Genomic DNA, 17,322 nt, shown 5'->3' with positions numbered 1-17,322 from the left:
GTCCTGCCGGACCCCGGATGCGGCCACAATGGGGGGATGAGCGACAGTCCAGCCCCTCTCGCCGATCCGCATCTCGTCTTCGACCCGGTCGACGGCGTACGGGACGTAGTGATCCTCGGATCGACCGGATCGATCGGCACCCAGGCCATCGACCTCGTCCTGCGCAACCCGGACCGCTTCCGCGTCACCGGGCTCTCCGCCGCCGGAGGGAGGGTGGAACTGCTGGCCGAGCAGGCGCACCGCCTGCGCGTACGGACCGTAGCGGTGGCCCGCGAGGATGTCGTCCCGGCGCTGCGCGAGGCCCTCGCCACCGCGTACGGCGCCGGAGAGCCGCTCCCCGAGATCCTCGTCGGCCCGGACGCGGCCACCCACCTCGCCACGTCCGACTGTCACACCGTGCTCAACGGCATCACCGGCTCCATCGGCCTCGCCCCGACCCTCGCCGCCCTGGAGGCGGGCCGCACCCTCGCGCTCGCCAACAAGGAGTCGCTCATCGTCGGCGGCCCGCTCGTGAAGGCGGTGGCCGAGCCGGGCCAGATCATCCCGGTCGACTCCGAGCACGCCGCCCTCTTCCAGGCCCTCGCCTCGGGCACCCGGGCCGACGTGCGCAAGCTCGTCGTCACCGCCTCCGGCGGCCCCTTCCGCGGCCGTACGAAGGCCGAACTGGCGGACGTGACCCCCGCCGACGCGCTCGCACACCCCACCTGGGCCATGGGCCCGGTCATCACGGTCAACTCCGCGACCCTGGTCAACAAGGGCCTGGAAGTCATCGAGGCGCACCTCCTCTACGACATTTCCTTCGATCGCATTGAGGTCGTCGTGCACCCCCAGTCGTATGTCCACTCGATGGTTGAGTTCACGGACGGATCGACGATGGCCCAGGCGACACCCCCCGACATGCGCGGCCCCATCGCCATCGGCCTCGGCTGGCCGCAGCGCGTCCCGGACGCCGCACCCGCTTTCGACTGGACCAAGGCGTCCAGCTGGGAGTTCTTCCCCCTCGACAACGACGCGTTCCCGTCGGTCGGACTCGCCCGGCACGTGGGACAGCTCGCCGGCACCGCCCCGGCGGTGTTCAATGCGGCCAACGAGGAGTGCGTCGACGCGTTCCTGCACGGCGGCCTCCAGTTCAACGCGATCATGGAGACCGTGACGCGGGTCGTCGAGGAGCACGGCACTGGCGGAACGGGAACTTCCCTGACCGTGGCGGACGTCCTCGAAGCGGAGACCTGGGCGCGCGCCCGGGCCCGTGAACTCACCACTACGACAGCCGAACCCACCGAGCGGACGACCGCGGAGGCCCGTGCATGACGACCCTGATGTTCATCCTCGGCATAGTCGTCTTCGTGATCGGCCTCGCGTTCTCGATCGCCTGGCACGAGCTGGGCCACCTGTCGACCGCCAAGATGTTCGGCATCCGCGTGCCCCAGTACATGGTCGGCTTCGGCCCGACGATCTGGTCGCGCAAGAAGGGTGAGACCGAGTACGGCATCAAGGCGATCCCCCTCGGCGGCTTCATCCGCATGATCGGCATGATCCCGCCCGGCGCGGACGGCCGACTCGAGGCCCGCTCGACCTCCCCCTGGCGCGGGATGATCGAGGACGCCCGCGCGGCCTCCTTCGAGGAGCTCCAGCCCGGCGACGAGAACCGCCTCTTCTACACGCGCAAGCCCTGGAAGCGCGTCATCGTCATGTTCGCCGGACCCTTCATGAACCTGGTCCTGGCCGTCGTGATCTTCCTCGGCGTGATGATGACCTTCGGCGCCCAGACCCAGACGACCACGGTCAGCAAGGTCTCGGACTGCGTCATCTCCGCCAGCGAGAACCGCTCCAAGTGCAAGGACAGTGACAAGGAGGCCCCCGCCAAGGCCGCCGGCCTGGAGCCCGGCGACAAGATCGTCGCGTTCAACGGCACCCCCGTCGAGGACTGGTCCTCCCTGCAGGCCGACATCCGCGACAACCCCGGCAAGCAGGTCACCCTCACCGTGGAGCGCAAGGGCCAGCAGGTCGATCTGACCCCCACCCTCATCAAGAACCAGGTCAGCCAGACCGACGGCGAGGGCGGCTACGTCCAGGACAAGTACGTGTACGCGGGCTGGCTCGGCTTCACCCCTGCCTCCGACATCCTCCCGCTGTCCTTCGGCGAGTCCGTGAACCGCATGGGCGACATGATGGAGAACGGCGTCGAGTCGCTGCTCTCCCTGCCCTCCAAGGTCCCCGCCCTGTGGGACGCCACCTTCGGCGACGGCGAGCGCGAGGCGGACTCGCCCATGGGCGTGGTCGGCGCGGCCCGCGTCGGCGGCGAGATCTTCACCATGGACATCCCCGCCACCCAGCAGCTCGCGAGCTTCCTCATCCTGCTCGCCGGCTTCAACCTCTCCCTCTTCCTGTTCAACATGCTCCCGCTCCTCCCGCTCGACGGCGGACACATCGCGGGCGCCCTGTGGGAGTCGCTGCGCCGGAACGCGGCCAAGGTGCTGCGCCGCCCCGACCCCGGCCCGTTCGACGTGGCGAAGCTGATGCCCGTCGCGTACGTGGTGGCCGGGATCTTCGTCTGCTTCACGCTCCTGGTGCTGATCGCGGACCTGGTGAACCCGGTGCGCATCTCATAGTCATCCGGAGTTCACGACGGCCGGGCACCCTGGGTGCCCGGCCGTCGCCTTGTACGGGTGGGTCCGCGGACGGTGATGTGCTCGGGCCCATGCCTGTGCCGTAATCTCGAAGCCTGGAGCCCGCCTGTCCCGGGACCCGATCCTGATCCACAACTTGGGGTTGCACAGCAGATGACTGCGATTTCTCTCGGCATGCCGTCCGTTCCGACCAAGCTCGCCGAGCGCCGGAAGAGCCGGCAGATCCAGGTCGGGTCCGTGGCGGTCGGTGGAGACGCCCCGGTGTCGGTCCAGTCGATGACCACCACGCGTACGTCGGACATCGGCGCCACACTGCAGCAGATCGCCGAGCTCACGGCCTCCGGCTGCCAGATCGTCCGCGTCGCCTGCCCCACGCAGGACGACGCCGACGCCCTCCCGGTGATCGCCCGCAAGTCGCAGATCCCGGTCATCGCCGACATCCACTTCCAGCCGAAGTACGTCTTCGCCGCCATCGAGGCCGGCTGTGCCGCGGTCCGCGTCAACCCCGGCAACATCAAGCAGTTCGACGACAAGGTCAAGGAGATCGCCCAGGCGGCGAACGACCACGGCACCCCGATCCGCATCGGCGTGAACGCCGGCTCCCTCGACCGCCGCCTCCTCCAGAAGTACGGCAAGGCCACCCCCGAGGCCCTGGTCGAGTCCGCCCTCTGGGAGGCCTCCCTCTTCGAGGAGCACGGCTTCAGGGACATCAAGATCTCGGTCAAGCACAACGACCCGGTCGTCATGGTCAACGCCTACCGCCAGCTCGCTGCCCAGTGCGACTACCCCCTCCACCTCGGCGTCACGGAGGCCGGCCCGGCCTTCCAGGGCACCATCAAGTCGGCGGTGGCCTTCGGCGCGCTGCTGAGCGAGGGCATCGGCGACACGATCCGGGTGTCCTTGTCGGCCCCGCCGGTCGAGGAGATCAAGGTCGGCAACCAGATCCTCGAATCCCTCAACCTCCGCCAGCGCGGCCTCGAAATCGTCTCCTGCCCCTCCTGCGGCCGCGCCCAGGTCGACGTCTACAAGCTCGCCGAAGAGGTCACGGCAGGCCTGACCGGCATGGAGGTCCCCCTCCGCGTCGCCGTCATGGGCTGCGTCGTCAACGGCCCCGGCGAGGCCCGCGAGGCCGACCTCGGCGTCGCCTCCGGCAACGGCAAGGGCCAGATCTTCGTCAAGGGCGAGGTCATCAAGACCGTTCCCGAGTCCAAGATCGTCGAGACCCTCATCGAGGAAGCGATGAAGATCGCCGAACAGATGGAGGCGGACGGCATCGCTTCGGGCGAGCCGACGGTGGCAGTAGCGGGCTGAACGGGTTCGCGCCCCTGGGGGAAGGGCCGCAGGCCCCTTCCCCCCAGGGGCGCGGGGAACTGCGCGACAAGCCCACAACGCACCCGTACCCGCCAAAGCACAGTAGCGCCCGAGCTACTAGGCGCCCGCCCGTGGCGCAGCCACAGGGCGACCGCCACAGCCCGGCAGGGTATCGTGCGGAGACCAGCGCAGACCCCAGGGTGAGGCCCCCGCACGTGTTGACCCAGACCACCACCAGGGTCCTCGAACCGAGTGACCTGGACGCCGCACTCGCCGTCCTGGACCGAGACCCCGTCGCGAACGCCTTCGTGACGTCCCGGGTCCAGGTCGCAGGCCTGGACCCCTGGCGGCTCGGCGGCGAGATGTGGGGCTGGTACGAGGACGGCGCCCTGACCTCCCTCTGCTACGCCGGCGCCAACCTCGTCCCCATCTGCGCCACCCCCCGCGCCGTCCGCGCCTTCGCCGACCGCGCCCGCCGGGCCGGCCGCCGCTGCTCCTCGGTCGTCGGCCCCGCCGAATCCACCGCCCAGCTCTGGCAGCTGCTCGAACCCAGCTGGGGCCCGGCCCGCGAAGTCCGTGCCCACCAGCCCCTCATGGTCACCGACCGGCTGCCCGACCCCGCCGAGGTCACCCCGGACCCGTATGTCCGCCGGATCCGCAAGGACGAGATGGACGCGATCATGCCGGCGTGCGTCGCGATGTTCACCGAGGAGGTCGGCGTCTCCCCGATGGCCGGCGACGGCGGCCTCCTCTACCAGGCCCGCGTCGCCGAACTCGTGGGCTCCGGCCGCTCCTTCGCCCGTCTCGGCCCTGACGGCCGGGTCGTCTTCAAGGCCGAGATCGGCGCGGCGACCCCCCAGGCCTGCCAGATCCAGGGCGTCTGGGTGGCCCCCGAATACCGGGGCCAGGGCCTCGCGGCCCCCGGCATGGCAGCGGTCCTCCGCTACGCACTGGCCGACGTGGCCCCTCTGGTCAGCCTCTACGTCAACGACTACAACACGGCGGCGAGGCGCACCTACCTGAGGGTGGGCTTCCAGGAGGTCGGCGCGTTCATGAGCGTCCTGTTCTGAGTGTCCCGTTGTGAAGGCTCAGCTTCTGAGCGCCGGGCAAGGTGCGCGCCCTGAAGGGGCGCGGGGAACTGCGCGAGCAACCACAACCAGCCCGCACCCAACCGACAACGACCACCCCCCTGTAATCTCCCCACCATGCGTCTACCCGGTCACGGACAAGGCCACCGCCCCCGCCCCGACGACCTCGTGATCGGCCCGCTCGACCTCTCGGCCCACGTCGACGAAGCCCTCGCGGTCCAAGCGGTAGCGTTCGGTCTGGGCCCCGACGAGGTAGCCGTACGCCGCCAGATCGTCCTCCGCCACATGACCTACCCGGGGGCGAGGGCACTCGGCGCCACGGCCGCAGGCCACCTCGTCGGCTTCGTCTACGGCATGCCCAACGACCGCACCCACTGGTGGTCCACCGTCGTCGAGCCCTACCTCCGCGCCCTCGGCCACGACCACTGGCTGGACGACTCCTTCGTGATCACCGAACTGCACGTCCACCCCCGCTACCAGAACCGCGGCGTCGGCCGTGCCCTGATCACCACCATCACCGACAGCGCGGCCGAACCCCGCTCGATCCTCTCCGCGATCGACGTCGACAGCCCGGCCCGCGGCCTCTACGGCTCCCTCGGCTACACCGACCTGGCCCGCCAGGTCGTCTTCCCCAGCGCCCCCAAGCCGTACGCCGTGATGGGCGCCCACCTGCCCCTGCGCCGCAGGTAGCCGCCGAACCACCCGCTACCGCCGGCGCCGGATTTCCACGGGCCCCCGCCCCCCGGCTAACCTCCTGCCATCAACCGATCCGCAGCAGGAGTACGAGAACCATGGCGAAAGCACCGGTCCAGCGCATGTCCCAGTTGATGGCGAAGACGCTGCGCGACGACCCGGCGGACGCCGAGGTGCTCAGCCACAAGCTCCTCGTCCGCGCCGGTTACGTCCGCCGCACCGCGGCCGGCGTGTGGACCTGGCTGCCGCTCGGCAAGAAGGTCCTCGCCAACGTGGAGCGCATCGTCCGCGAGGAGATGGACGCGATCGGCGCCCAGGAGGTGCTGCTCCCCGCGCTGCTGCCGAAGGAGCCGTACGAGGCGACCGGCCGCTGGGACGAGTACGGCCCGGAGCTGTTCCGCCTCAAGGACCGCAAGGGCGGCGACTACCTGCTCGGTCCGACGCACGAGGAGATCTTCACGCTGATCGTGAAGGACCAGGCGTCCTCGTACAAGGACCTGCCGGTGATCCTCTACCAGATCCAGACCAAGTTCCGGGACGAGGCACGCCCCCGCGCCGGCATCCTGCGCGGCCGTGAGTTCCTGATGAAGGACTCGTACTCCTTCGACACGGAGGACGAGGGCCTGGCCCAGTCGTACGCCCTGCACCGCCAGGCCTACCAGAAGGTGTTCGAGCGTCTGGGCCTCGACTACCGCATCTGCGCGGCGACGGCGGGCGCGATGGGCGGCTCGAAGTCGGAGGAGTTCCTGGCCCCGGCCGGCGCCGGCGAGGACACCTTCGCGGACTGTCCCGCCTGCGACTTCGCGGCCAACACCGAGGCGATCACGTTCGAGTTGAAGCCGGTGGACGCCGAGGGCGTGCCCGCCCTCGAAGAGATCCCGACGCCCGACACCCCGACCATCGAGACCCTCGCCGCACACCTCGGCGTCCCGGCCTCCGCCACCCTCAAGAACCTCCTCGTGAAGGTCGACGGCGAGATCGTCGCCGTCGGCGTCCCCGGGGACCGTGAGGTCGACATGGGCAAGGTCGAGGCGCACTTCGCCCCGGCGGTCGTCGAGATGGTCACCGAGGCGGACTTCGCGGGCCGCCCCGACCTGGTCCGCGGCTATGTCGGCCCGCAGGGCCTGGGCGAGAAGGTCACGTACATCGCCGACCCGCGCGTGGCCCCCGGAACCTCCTGGATCACCGGTGCCAACAAGGACGGCACGCACGCCAAGAACGTCGTCGCGGGCCGTGACTTCGAGGTCGGCGCGTACGTCGACGTCGTGGTCGTCCAGGAGGGTGATCCCTGCCCCAACTGCGGCACCGGCCTCAAGCTCGACCGCGCCATCGAGATCGGCCACATCTTCCAGCTCGGCCGCAAGTACGCCGACGCCCTCAAGCTCGACGTCCTCGGCCAGAACGGCAAGCCCGTCCGCGTCACCATGGGCTCGTACGGCATCGGCGTCTCCCGCGCGGTCGCGGCCCTCGCCGAGCAGTCCGCCGACGACAAGGGCCTGTGCTGGCCCGCCGAGGTCGCCCCGGCCGATGTCCACGTCGTCGCCGCGGGCAAGGCCCTCCAGACCGAACTGGCCCTCGACGTCTCCGAGAAGCTGCGGACGGCCGGCCTCCGCGTCCTGGTCGACGACCGCGCCGGTGTCTCCCCGGGCGTGAAGTTCACCGACTCCGAACTCATCGGCGTCCCGAAGATCCTGGTCGCCGGCCGCCGCTCCGCCGAGGGCGTCCTGGAGCTGAAGGACCGCCGCACCGGCGAGCGCGAGGAACTGACGGTCGACGAGGCGGTCGCCCGCCTGACCACCGCCTGATCCCTGAAGGGAACCCTCAGAAACTTCTCCGGGGAGCTATAGGCACCTCACAGGGTTCTCTCAGACCGTTCCCCGACCGTTGGACGTGACAGAACGTCACTACGGAGGGGAACGGTCATGGCGACCAGGGAACGAGGTGCCGTCGCGGGAATCCGCAGAGGCGCCCGGCGCACGGCGGCGGCGGTGACGCTCGCCGCGGCGGCCGGCATGTTCGCGCTGATCGGCACGATGCAGGCGGACGCGGAGACCACCGCGAGCGGCAGCGGCACGAGTGCGACGTCGTCGAGCTCGGACAGCGACACGGGTGCGAGCACCGACAGCGGCACGAGCGGCACGGACACGTCCTCGGACTCGTCGAGCTCCTCGTCGGCCGACTCCAGCGACTCCTCCACGTCGGACTCCACCGCGAACTCCACGTCCGACTCTTCTTCCGACTCCTCGTCGGCCTCCTCCTCCGGCTCCTCCGGGTCCTCCGGCTCCTCCGGGTCCTCCGGGTCCTCCGGGTCCTCCGGGTCCTCCGGGTCCTCCGGGTCCTCCGGGTCCTCCGGCTCCTCCTCGGACCTCCAGTCCTCCTCCGACGGCATGACCTCGTCCTCGGACGACTCGGCGGACTCGACCTCGGGGGCGTCGTGACGACCGTGTCGACGACGTCCCGCCCCACGGCCGCCACGGACTGGCGGGCCCTCGGTACGAGCGTCCGCCTGGTCACCACGGACCCGGCCCTGCTCGACTCCTGCAACCTGCTCCTGGCCCGGCATCTGGCCGAGGTCGACGCCGCGTGCAGCCGATTCCGCGAGGACTCGGAGCTGTCGGCCCTGAACGCGGCCGAAGGGCGACCCGTGAAGGTCAGCCCGCTGCTGGCCGAGGCCCTGGCGGTGGCCCTGCGCGCCGCCCACGTCACGGACGGCGCGGTCGACCCCACGGTCGGCTCGGCGATGGAGGCCCTCGGCTACGACCGGGACTTCACCCTGGTCCAGGAGGACGACCGCCCGGTACGGCTCTCGGTGAAGCGGGTGCCGGGCTGGAGCCTGGTCGAACTGGACCGCGCCACGAACACGGTGACCCTCCCGCCCGGCGTCAGCCTGGACCTGGGCGCCACGGCCAAGGCCTGGGCGGCCGACAAGGCGGCGCACACGCTGGCCCGGGCCGCCGACTGCGGCATCATGGTCAGCCTCGGCGGCGACACGGCCGTCGCGGGTGAAACCCCGGCCGGCGGCTGGCGCATCCGCGTGCAGGACGAGACAGGCCCCGTCGACGACCTCCCGACCCACGGCTCCCACGCCACGGTCGGCATCCGCAGCGGCGGCCTCGCCACCTCCGGCACCACGGCCCGCCGCTGGCGCCGCGGCGGCCACGACCTCCACCACATCGTCGACCCCCGCACGGGCCGGCCCACCACCACCCCTTGGCGCACCGTCTCGGTCGCCGCCGCCACCTGCGCCGACGCCAATGCGGCCAGTACGGCGGCCTTGGTGAAGGGCGAGACCGCGGTCCGCTGGCTCTCCCGCCTGGGCCTGCCGGCGAGGCTGGTCACGCACGAGGGGACTGCCGTCACGACCCCGGGCTGGCCGTCGTCCGTCTCTACCGCCGAACCTTCCTCACCCGCACGTTCCTCACCCGAACCTTCCTCACCTGCATGCTCCTCACCCGCACGTTCCTCAACCGCACTTTCCAGCCCGGTCCCGGCACATCCAGCCCGTCCGGCGCTTGAGGACGAGGCCGAAGGCCGACAAACCCCCCACTCACCCGCGGACAACACACCCACCCCTGAACGCACTCAGCCCGTCCGGCGCTTGAGGACGAGCCCGCAGGGCGACAAGCAGGGGTCTGGGGGCGCAGCCCCCAGGGTCGGGACGGGAAGGGGCGGCGGGGGCGAAAACCCCGGACCCGCACGGACCCCGAAAGCCGAGCCCACCCCATGAGCGACGAAATCCTCTGGTACGCCAACAACGGAGTCTGCGCGGAACTCCTGCCGGATCAGATAGAGGCGGAACTCCTGCCGGATCACAAAGAGCTGGACGAGTGGGGCTATCCGCGCTTCGAAAAGGCCCGATACCGAGAGCGGCTCTGAAACGAGCGAAGCGAGCAGCGGCCGACTGCCCGGTCCTGGCTCTGAAACTGAGCGCCGGGTAACGACAGCGCCGCCATCTTTCAGGGGCGCGGGCCTGTATCGATATGCGGCTCCGCCGCGTGGGCGCGACCAGCCACGCACGACCGTCACTGCCCGAACGCACCCAGCCGAATCAGCTCCTCATCCGGACCGCTCAAAGCCACCCGGCGAACTCCAGCAACAACTCGGCATCCCGAGGCCGCCCCACCCTCCTGGCGCGAACCCCGGACTCCACCGCCCGGAACAACGCCCACCCCCGCAACCGCTCCTGATCCACATCCAACGACTCGGCCAGCTTCTTCACCCGCCGCCGAGTGATCGCCGCCCCCGACGGCGACGCGATCAGATCCTCGACCCGATCCCGCACCAGCCGCGCCAGATCGAACGCACACTCACCCACCACCGGATCCGGCCCCACCGCCAGCCACGGCAACCGCTCCCCGGCCAGCACCTTGCTCTGCCGAAACGTCCCGTGCAGCAACCGCTCCTCGGGCACATCCGCCAGCAACTCCTCCCGCACGGCAAGAGCGGCGTCGACCAAGGTCTCGGCCTCCCCGTCACCGGCGGAGCCGAACCGCATCAGCTCGGCCTGGCGCCCCGTCCGCTCGGCCACGGTCTCGAAGACATGCGCCTCGGGCGGCTCGACCCACAGCCGCCGCAGCGTCGCCGCGGCCTCCAGCAGCGCCTTCGCCTCGGGCAGCGACCGCACCGACAGATCGGGATGCAGCCGCTCCAGCAGCAGCACGCCATGGCTGTCCCCGGGGTTGAGCAACTGCACCGCACCCCGCCCGTCCCAGTGCGCGAGGGCCGCCCGCTCGCTCTCCGGCCGTGCCCGCTCGGGCGCCAGCTTGAGCACGGCGGGCGTGTTGTCGATCAGCCGGACCAGGAGCACCAGACTGCTGCGGCCGCCGGGCGCCTGGACCCGCTCGACCGTCAACTCGCGTAGATCGACTGCCTTTTGAACCAGCTCGGGCAGCTTCTCCAGCCACTCGCCGATCCCGTCGCCGCCGCCCGGCCGCCGTGTCTCGGCGAGCGCTCGCACCAGCCGCTGCGGCGGTTCGAAGTCCTCGAAAGCCTTGCGAGCCATGTGCGAGTCGTTCCCTTCGGACCGTGATCAGGTGTGCGGTGTCACCGACGGGGAGGCACCGGCCGCCCGCTCGGCGAGACCAGGGAAGGCTACGCTTCCGCCCCGCCACCGCACCGCCCGCACCGCCGCTTCCCGCAGCGCCTCGGCCGCCGTACCCCGCCGGTCACCCTCGGATGCCCGTACGAGATCGGAGTACACGCCGGCCATCCGCTCCTCCAGCTCCGCGGCGAGCCGTACGGCGGAGTCGGAGTCGGTCACCGGGAACGGCAGTGCGTACCCGGCGGCCGCCACGGCGGGCTTGCCGCCCAGGTCCCGTACGGCTCGGGTCAGCTCGTCCCGGCGGGCCCGGTGCGCGTCGTACGCCTCCCGCGCCTCGCTCTGCCGCGCCTCGCCGATCTTCCCGCCGACGACCCCGTACCCGTAGACGGCGGCATGCTCGGCCCCGAGCGCCGCCTGCACCGCCTTCAGCTCCGCGCCGCTCACTTCGCACCCTCCGTCAACAAGTACGCGTGCCCGGCCCCCGCCGCCGCCACCGAAGCCATCAGCCGCGCCACCTCACCCGGCACCGCCACCAGCGCCTTGCCCCGCTTGTCGGCCAGCGCCCGCTCGGCGGCGGCCAGCCCGGCGAGGGCGGCCTTCGGATCCTCCGGAACGGGGGAGGGGGAGTGGGAGGCCGAAGCGGCCGGAGAAGCACTAGCCGAAGCCGAACCCGCACCCTCCCCGCCCCCGAACGCCCGGGCATGCCGAACGACCTCCGCCCGCAGCGGCGTCAGCAGCGCGGCCAGATCCGGATGCGCGGCGATCACCGCGTCGTACCGCTCCACGAGCCCCCCACTGTCCTTCGCCACCCGGGCCCGAGCCTTCTCCACCACCGAGGAACTCTTCCCGGCGGCGTCCGACCCCTCACCCCCCGCCGAACACCCCACCAGCAGGCCCGCACCAGCGGCCCCGACAAGCAGACTCCTTCTGCGCGGCCCCAACGGGGTACGCGACGGCACGGTGAACGACACGGCAGACGTCCTCGGGGGGATCGTACGAACAAAGAAGCGGTGTGATCACGGTACCCGCGCATCTGCTCCAAGGTCGCCACCACCGCGCCCTCAAGGGGCGCGGGGAACGGCGCGAGCAACCACACACCACCCGCAGCCGCCATCCTCAGAGCACCACCCGAGCTCGAGGGCGGACGGCGACACCCCAGCGGAGCGGCTACCCTTTGACCTGACACGCGCCCTACCCACAACAGCACACGCGGCCGAGGAGTCACCCGGATGAGCACCACCCAGAGCGAGAGGCTGCGAGAACTGCTGGAACCGCTCGTACGCTCTCAGGGCCTGGATCTCGAAGAGATCGCAGTGGACTCGGTCGGACGCAAGCGAGTGCTGCGCGTGGTCGTCGACTCGGACGAGGGCGCGGATCTGGACGCGGTCGCCGACGTGAGCCGCGCGCTCTCGGCCAAGCTGGACGAGACGGACGCGATGGGCCAGGCCGAGTACACCCTGGAAGTCGGTACGCCGGGCGCCGAGCGCGCCCTCACCGAGCACCGCCACTACCGCCGCGCCGTGGACCGCCTGGTGAAGTTCTCCCTCCGTGATGAGGGGGAACTGACCGCCAGAATCCTGACCGTGGACGACGACGGCCTCGACCTCGAAGTGCCCGGGGTGAAGGGCCGTAAGGCCACCACCCGCCGGCTCGCCTTCGAGGAGATCGACAAGGCCCGCGTCCAGGTCGAGTTCAACCGCAAGGACAAGAAGGACATGACGGAAGAGGAGGAGGCGTAGCCGTGGACATCGACATGAGCGCCCTGCGGGGCTTGGTACGGGAGAAGGAGATCTCCTTCGACCTGCTCGTCGAGGCGATCGAGGCGGCCCTCCTCATCGCCTACCACCGCACCGAGGGAAGCCGCCGCCACGCGCGCGTGGAGCTCAACCGGGAGACCGGCCATGTGACCGTGTGGGCGAAGGAGGACCCCGAGGACCTGGAGGAGGGGCAGGAGGCGCGCGCGTTCGACGACACCCCGTCGGACTTCGGGCGCATCGCCGCCACCACCGCCAAGCAGGTGATCCTGCAGCGACTGCGGGACGCGGAGGACGACGCGACGCTCGGCGAGTATGCCGGCCGCGAGGGCGACATCGTCACCGGAGTGGTCCAGCAGGGCCGTGACCCGAAGAACGTGCTCGTCGACATCGGCAAGCTGGAGGCCATCCTGCCCGTGCAGGAGCAGGTCCCCGGCGAGACGTACCAGCACGGCCTGCGGCTGCGGTCGTACGTCGTCCGGGTGGCGAAGGGCGTCCGCGGTCCGTCGGTCACCCTCTCGCGCACGCATCCCAATCTGGTGAAGAAGCTGTTCGCGCTGGAGGTGCCGGAGATCGCCGACGGGTCCGTCGAGATCTCCGCCATCGCGCGTGAGGCCGGTCACCGTACGAAGATCGCCGTTCGCTCCACCCGCAGCGGCCTGAACGCCAAGGGTGCCTGCATCGGCCCGATGGGCGGCCGGGTGCGCAATGTCATGGCCGAGCTGAACGGCGAGAAGATCGACATCGTCGACTGGTCGGACGACCCGGCCGAGATGGTGGCGAACGCGCTCTCCCCGGCCCGCGTCTCCAAGGTGGAGGTGGTGGACCTCGCGGCCCGCTCCGCGCGCGTGACGGTGCCCGACTACCAGCTGTCGCTGGCGATCGGCAAGGAGGGCCAGAACGCCCGCCTCGCCGCCCGCCTCACCGGCTGGCGGATCGACATCCGCCCGGACACCGAGCAGCCCTCGGAGTAACCACCCGATCGGACGTACGAGCTGGGCCGTCCGGGTACTTACCGGCGGCCGGGGAATAGATCCAAGCCGCAGGTCGCTTGGATCACGACAACAACCGTTCGATTTTTGCCCCAAAGGGGTGAGGTCGGTGCGGGGAGGTAGACTTACCAGTGTCTGGCCGGACGCGCGCCCGCGCATGCCCTGAACGCACCTGTGTGGGGTGCAGGCAGCGAGCGGCCAAGACCGAACTGCTGCGGGTCGTGGCGATCGAGGACGAATGCGTCCCCGATCCTCGCGGTACGCTGCCCGGCCGGGGTGCGTACGTTCACCCCGCCCAGGTCTGTCTCGACTTGGGCGTTCGCCGCCGGGCGTTCACGCGGGCGCTGCGTGCCCCGGGAGCGCTCGACACAAAGGCGTTGCGCCGATACGTGGAGCAGACAACAGTTGCCGAGCAGGCAACACCGTAAGACGTGTCGTACGGAACCTCCGTACGGCTCTGGTATTCCGCGAGTTGGAAGTAGGTCGAGATTGCGATGAGCACTCGATGAGCACGCGATGAGTACGCCCATGAAGTAGCGACGGTCCGGACGCACCCGGACCTAAAAAGGAGCGAAGTGGCTAAGGTCCGGGTATACGAACTCGCCAAGGAGTTCGGGGTTGAGAGCAAGGTCGTCATGGCCAAGCTCCAAGAGCTCGGTGAATTCGTCCGTTCGGCGTCCTCGACGATCGAGGCGCCCGTTGTACGCAAACTGACTGACGCCCTCCAGCAGGGCAATGGGGGCGGCAAGCCCGCCGCTCCCCGCAAGGCTGCCCCGGCCCGTCCGGCGGCACCCTCTCCCGCGCAGGCCGCCCGTCCGGCCGCCCCGCGTCCGGGTCCCGCCGCGCCGAAGCCGCCCGTCGCCGAGCGGCCCGCCGCTCCGGCCCCGGGTCCGCGCCCGACGCCGGGCCCCAAGCCGCCTGCGCCGAAGCCCGCTCCGGCCTCCCCGGCCCCGAGCGTGCCCGAGTTCCAGGCACCCCCGTCGGCTCCGGCCGCCTCATCGGCTCCCTCGGCCCCGCGTCCGGGCGCCCGTCCCGGCCCCGGTGCGCCGCGCCCCGGTGGTCAGCGTTCCGAGCGTCCCGGTGGTCCCGGCCAGGAGCGTGGCCACGACCGTGGCGACCGCGGTCAGGCACCCCGGCCCGGCGGTCAGCGTCCCGAGCGTTCGGGTGGCGCCGGTGGGCCCAAGCCGGGCGGTGCCCGTCCGGCCGGTCCGCGTCCGGGTAACAACCCCTTCACCTCCGGCGGCTCCACCGGCATGGGACGCCCGCAGGCGCCCCGTCCGGGTGGCGCTCCCCGGCCCGGCGGCCCCGGTGGCGCCCAGGGCGGCGGTCCGCGTCCGCAGGCCCCCGGCCAGGCTCCCCGTCCGCAGGGCGGTCCCGGTGGCGCTCCGCGTCCCCAGGGCGGTCCGGGCGGTGCCCGTCCCACTCCGGGCGGCATGCCCCGTCCGCAGGCTCCCCGTCCCGGCGGTGGCCCCGGCGGCAACCGTCCGAACCCGGGCATGATGCCGCAGCGTCCGGCTGCCGGCCCGCGTCCCGGCGGCGGTGGCCCCGGTGGCCGCGGTCCCGGTGGCGGTGGCGGTCGTCCCGGTGGTCCCGGTGGCGGCGGCGGTCGTCCGGGTGGCGGCGGTTTCGCCGGTCGTCCGGCCGGTCCCGGTGGCGGTGGCGGCGGTTTCGCCGGTCGTCCGGGTGGTCCCGGTGGCGGCGGTGGCGGTTTCGCCGGTCGTCCGGGTGGTCCCGGTGGCGGCGGTGGCCGTCCCGGCTTCGGCGGTCGTCCCGGTGGTCCGGGTGCCCGTGGTGGCACGCAGGGCGCCTTCGGCCGTCCCGGCGGTCCCGCGCGTCGTGGTCGCAAGTCGAAGCGGCAGAGGCGCCAGGAGTACGAGGCCATGCAGGCCCCGTCGGTCGGCGGCGTGATGCTGCCTCGCGGCAACGGACAGTCCGTCCGCCTGTCGCGCGGTGCGTCCCTCACCGACTTCGCGGAGAAGATCAACGCCAACCCGGCGTCGCTCGTCGCCGTGATGATGAACCTCGGCGAGATGGTCACTGCCACGCAGTCCGTCTCCGACGAGACCCTCCAGCTGCTCGCCGGCGAGATGAACTACGTCGTCGAGATCGTCAGCCCGGAGGAGGAGGACCGCGAGCTGCTCGAGTCCTTCGACATCGAGTTCGGCGAGGACGAGGGCGGCGAGGAATACCTCATGCCGCGTCCGCCGGTCGTGACCGTCATGGGTCACGTCGACCACGGTAAGACCCGCCTCCTCGACACCATCCGCAAGACGAACGTCGTCGCGGGCGAGGCCGGCGGTATCACGCAGCACATCGGTGCGTACCAGGTCGCGACCCAGGTCAACGACGAAGAGCGCAGGATCACCTTCATCGACACCCCGGGTCACGAGGCGTTCACCGCCATGCGTGCCCGTGGTGCCAAGTCGACCGACATCGCGATCCTCGTGGTGGCGGCCAACGACGGTGTGATGCCCCAGACGATCGAGGCGCTGAACCACGCCAAGGCGGCCGGTGTGCCGATCGTGGTCGCGGTCAACAAGATCGACGTCGAGGGCGCGGACCCGACCAAGGTGCGCGGTCAGCTCACCGAGTTCGGTCTGGTGGCCGAGGAGTACGGCGGCGACACGATGTTCGTCGACATCTCCGCCAAGCAGGGTCTCAACATCGACTCCCTGCTGGAGGCCGTGGTCCTGACCGCGGACGCCTCGCTCGACCTGCGGGCCAACCCGGAGCAGGACGCGCAGGGCATCGCGATCGAGTCCCACCTCGACCGTGGCCGCGGCGCCGTCGCGACCGTCCTGGTCCAGCGAGGCACCCTGCGGGTCGGCGACACCATGGTGGTCGGCGACGCCTACGGCCGTGTCCGCGCGATGCTCGACGACAAGGGCGCGAACGTGGAAGAGGCGGGTCCCTCGACCCCGGTCCTCGTCCTCGGTCTCACCAACGTCCCGGGCGCCGGCGACAACTTCCTCGTCGTCGACGAGGACCGTACGGCCCGTCAGATCGCCGAGAAGCGCGCGGCGCGTGAGCGCAACGCCAACTTCGCCCGGCGCGGAGTCCGGTTCTCCCTGGAGAACCTGGACGAGGCCCTCAAGGCCGGTCTGGTGCAGGAACTCAACCTCATCATCAAGGGCGACGCGTCCGGTTCGGTGGAGGCTCTCGAGTCCTCGCTGCTCCAGCTCGACGTCGGCGAAGAGGTCGACATCCGCGTCCTGCACCGCGGTGTGGGTGCGGTCACCGAGTCGGACATCGACCTGGCGACCGGCTCCGACGCCATCGTCATCGGCTTCAACGTCCGCGCTGCGGGCCGCGCGGCGCAGATGGCGGAGCGCGAGGGCGTCGACGTCCGGTACTACTCGGTGATCTACCAGGCCATCGAGGAGATCGAGGCGGCCCTCAAGGGCATGCTCAAGCCGGAGTACGAGGAGGTCGAGCTCGGCACGGCGGAGATCCGCGAGGTCTTCAAGTCGTCCAAGCTGGGCAACATCGCCGGTGTCCTGGTCCGCTCCGGAGAGGTCAAGCGCAACACCAAGGCGCGCCTCGTCCGCGACGGCAAGGTCATCGCGGAGAACCTCACCATCTCCGGTCTGCGTCGCTTCAAGGACGACGTCACCGAGATCCGCGAAGGCTTCGAGGGTGGTATCAACCTCGGAAACTTCAACGACATCAAGGTCGACGACGTCATCGCGACGTACGAGATGCGCGAGAAGCCGCGGTCGTAACCAGCGGTGGTTCATGCCGGCCGGGGGTGACCTGTTCACCCCCGGCCGGTGTGGCCGTTTCTGGGGGCTGCGCCCCCAGACCCCCTTCGCG

16 protein-coding genes are annotated in these 17,322 nt (G+C 70.9%); 12 read left to right on the top strand and 4 right to left on the bottom strand.

Annotated features, from left to right (window positions below; genetic code table 11):
* The first annotated feature begins 36 nt into the window (after positions 1–36).
* The 6 genes from dxr to JIX56_RS11825 all read left to right on the top strand — a co-directional run bounded on the left by dxr (position 37) and on the right by JIX56_RS11825 (position 7,527).
* On the top strand, positions 37–1,311 hold the full coding sequence (dxr, locus tag JIX56_RS11850; protein WP_257539979.1) for a 1-deoxy-D-xylulose-5-phosphate reductoisomerase: 1,275 nt from the start codon (positions 37–39) through the stop codon (positions 1,309–1,311).
* Complete coding sequence (locus tag JIX56_RS11845) at positions 1,308–2,612, top strand: M50 family metallopeptidase (protein WP_257539977.1); 1,305 nt, start codon at positions 1,308–1,310, stop codon at positions 2,610–2,612. The genes dxr and JIX56_RS11845 overlap by 4 nt, the downstream gene beginning before the upstream one ends.
* Before the next feature lie 171 nt (positions 2,613–2,783).
* A complete protein-coding gene (ispG, locus tag JIX56_RS11840) occupies positions 2,784–3,941 on the top strand; it encodes a flavodoxin-dependent (E)-4-hydroxy-3-methylbut-2-enyl-diphosphate synthase (protein ID WP_257539975.1) in 1,158 nt (385 codons plus the stop codon).
* 215 nt (positions 3,942–4,156) lie between these two features.
* Positions 4,157–5,011 (top strand): GNAT family N-acetyltransferase, encoded by an 855-nt coding sequence (locus JIX56_RS11835; protein ID WP_257539973.1) that lies wholly within the window; start codon positions 4,157–4,159, stop codon positions 5,009–5,011.
* Between the two features lie 135 nt (positions 5,012–5,146).
* Positions 5,147–5,719: a GNAT family N-acetyltransferase gene (locus tag JIX56_RS11830; protein ID WP_257539971.1), complete on the top strand. Its 573-nt coding sequence runs from the start codon at positions 5,147–5,149 to the stop codon at positions 5,717–5,719.
* Positions 5,720–5,820: 101 nt separating this feature from the next.
* Positions 5,821–7,527 (top strand): proline--tRNA ligase, encoded by a 1,707-nt coding sequence (locus tag JIX56_RS11825; RefSeq protein WP_257539969.1) that lies wholly within the window; start codon positions 5,821–5,823, stop codon positions 7,525–7,527.
* A 47-nt stretch (positions 7,528–7,574) separates the two neighbouring features.
* Here the strand turns inward: JIX56_RS11825 and JIX56_RS11820 are convergent, their stop codons facing one another.
* Complete coding sequence (locus JIX56_RS11820; protein WP_257539967.1) at positions 7,575–8,111, bottom strand: hypothetical protein; 537 nt, start codon at positions 8,109–8,111, stop codon at positions 7,575–7,577.
* Between the two features lie 45 nt (positions 8,112–8,156).
* Between JIX56_RS11820 and JIX56_RS11815 the strand changes: the two genes are divergently transcribed.
* Positions 8,157–9,449, top strand: coding sequence for an FAD:protein FMN transferase (locus JIX56_RS11815; RefSeq protein ID WP_257539965.1), 1,293 nt, complete (start codon positions 8,157–8,159; stop codon positions 9,447–9,449).
* Positions 9,446–9,598 (top strand): hypothetical protein, encoded by a 153-nt coding sequence (locus JIX56_RS11810; protein ID WP_257539963.1) that lies wholly within the window; start codon positions 9,446–9,448, stop codon positions 9,596–9,598. Before JIX56_RS11815 ends, JIX56_RS11810 begins: the two co-directional genes overlap by 4 nt.
* A gap of 193 nt (positions 9,599–9,791) precedes the next feature.
* Here the strand turns inward: JIX56_RS11810 and JIX56_RS11805 are convergent, their stop codons facing one another.
* Genes JIX56_RS11805 through JIX56_RS11795 form a run of 3 tightly spaced genes read right to left on the bottom strand, consistent with a single transcriptional unit; the run spans position 9,792 to position 11,683 of the window.
* Complete coding sequence (locus tag JIX56_RS11805) at positions 9,792–10,724, bottom strand: aminoglycoside phosphotransferase family protein (RefSeq protein WP_257539961.1); 933 nt, start codon at positions 10,722–10,724, stop codon at positions 9,792–9,794.
* Positions 10,725–10,751: 27 nt separating this feature from the next.
* Positions 10,752–11,207: a ferritin-like domain-containing protein gene (locus tag JIX56_RS11800; protein ID WP_257539959.1), complete on the bottom strand. Its 456-nt coding sequence runs from the start codon at positions 11,205–11,207 to the stop codon at positions 10,752–10,754.
* Positions 11,204–11,683, bottom strand: a complete 480-nt coding sequence (locus JIX56_RS11795; RefSeq protein ID WP_257550818.1) for a hypothetical protein — start codon at positions 11,681–11,683, stop codon at positions 11,204–11,206. Before JIX56_RS11795 ends, JIX56_RS11800 begins: the two co-directional genes overlap by 4 nt.
* Before the next feature lie 309 nt (positions 11,684–11,992).
* Here JIX56_RS11795 and rimP point away from each other — a divergent pair, with 309 nt between their 5' ends.
* The 4 genes from rimP to infB all read left to right on the top strand — a co-directional run bounded on the left by rimP (position 11,993) and on the right by infB (position 17,231).
* Positions 11,993–12,502: a ribosome maturation factor RimP gene (gene rimP / locus JIX56_RS11790; protein WP_257539957.1), complete on the top strand. Its 510-nt coding sequence runs from the start codon at positions 11,993–11,995 to the stop codon at positions 12,500–12,502.
* A 2-nt stretch (positions 12,503–12,504) separates the two neighbouring features.
* Positions 12,505–13,491: a transcription termination factor NusA gene (nusA, locus tag JIX56_RS11785; protein ID WP_257539956.1), complete on the top strand. Its 987-nt coding sequence runs from the start codon at positions 12,505–12,507 to the stop codon at positions 13,489–13,491.
* Between the two features lie 149 nt (positions 13,492–13,640).
* On the top strand, positions 13,641–13,937 hold the full coding sequence (locus JIX56_RS11780; RefSeq protein ID WP_257539954.1) for a YlxR family protein: 297 nt from the start codon (positions 13,641–13,643) through the stop codon (positions 13,935–13,937).
* Between the two features lie 147 nt (positions 13,938–14,084).
* Entirely contained in the window at positions 14,085–17,231 is a 3,147-nt protein-coding gene (gene infB / locus JIX56_RS11775) for a translation initiation factor IF-2 (RefSeq protein ID WP_257539952.1), read from the top strand.
* The last annotated feature ends 91 nt before the right edge of the window (positions 17,232–17,322 follow it).

The sequence above is a fragment of the Streptomyces sp. CA-210063 genome (assembly GCF_024612015.1).
Lineage (GTDB): Bacteria > Actinomycetota > Actinomycetes > Streptomycetales > Streptomycetaceae > Streptomyces.
Note: the sequence above shows the minus strand (reverse complement) of the source record. Positions and strands in the feature narration are given on the sequence as shown.

What these genes read in the sequence shown, in the direction of transcription:
- JIX56_RS11830 (WP_257539971.1), top strand. Translation starts at nt 5,147, where the DNA reads ATGCGTCTACCCGGTCACGGACAAGGCCACCGCCCCCGCCCCGACGAC.
- rimP (WP_257539957.1), top strand. Translation starts at nt 11,993, where the DNA reads ATGAGCACCACCCAGAGCGAGAGGCTGCGAGAACTGCTGGAACCGCTC.
- JIX56_RS11820 (WP_257539967.1), bottom strand. Translation starts at nt 8,111, where the DNA reads ATGCCGTCGGAGGAGGACTGGAGGTCCGAGGAGGAGCCGGAGGACCCG.
- JIX56_RS11845 (WP_257539977.1), top strand. Translation starts at nt 1,308, where the DNA reads ATGACGACCCTGATGTTCATCCTCGGCATAGTCGTCTTCGTGATCGGC.
- JIX56_RS11805 (WP_257539961.1), bottom strand. Translation starts at nt 10,724, where the DNA reads ATGGCTCGCAAGGCTTTCGAGGACTTCGAACCGCCGCAGCGGCTGGTG.
- JIX56_RS11810 (WP_257539963.1), top strand. Translation starts at nt 9,446, where the DNA reads ATGAGCGACGAAATCCTCTGGTACGCCAACAACGGAGTCTGCGCGGAA.
- dxr (WP_257539979.1), top strand. Translation starts at nt 37, where the DNA reads ATGAGCGACAGTCCAGCCCCTCTCGCCGATCCGCATCTCGTCTTCGAC.
- ispG (WP_257539975.1), top strand. Translation starts at nt 2,784, where the DNA reads ATGACTGCGATTTCTCTCGGCATGCCGTCCGTTCCGACCAAGCTCGCC.
- JIX56_RS11825 (WP_257539969.1), top strand. Translation starts at nt 5,821, where the DNA reads ATGGCGAAAGCACCGGTCCAGCGCATGTCCCAGTTGATGGCGAAGACG.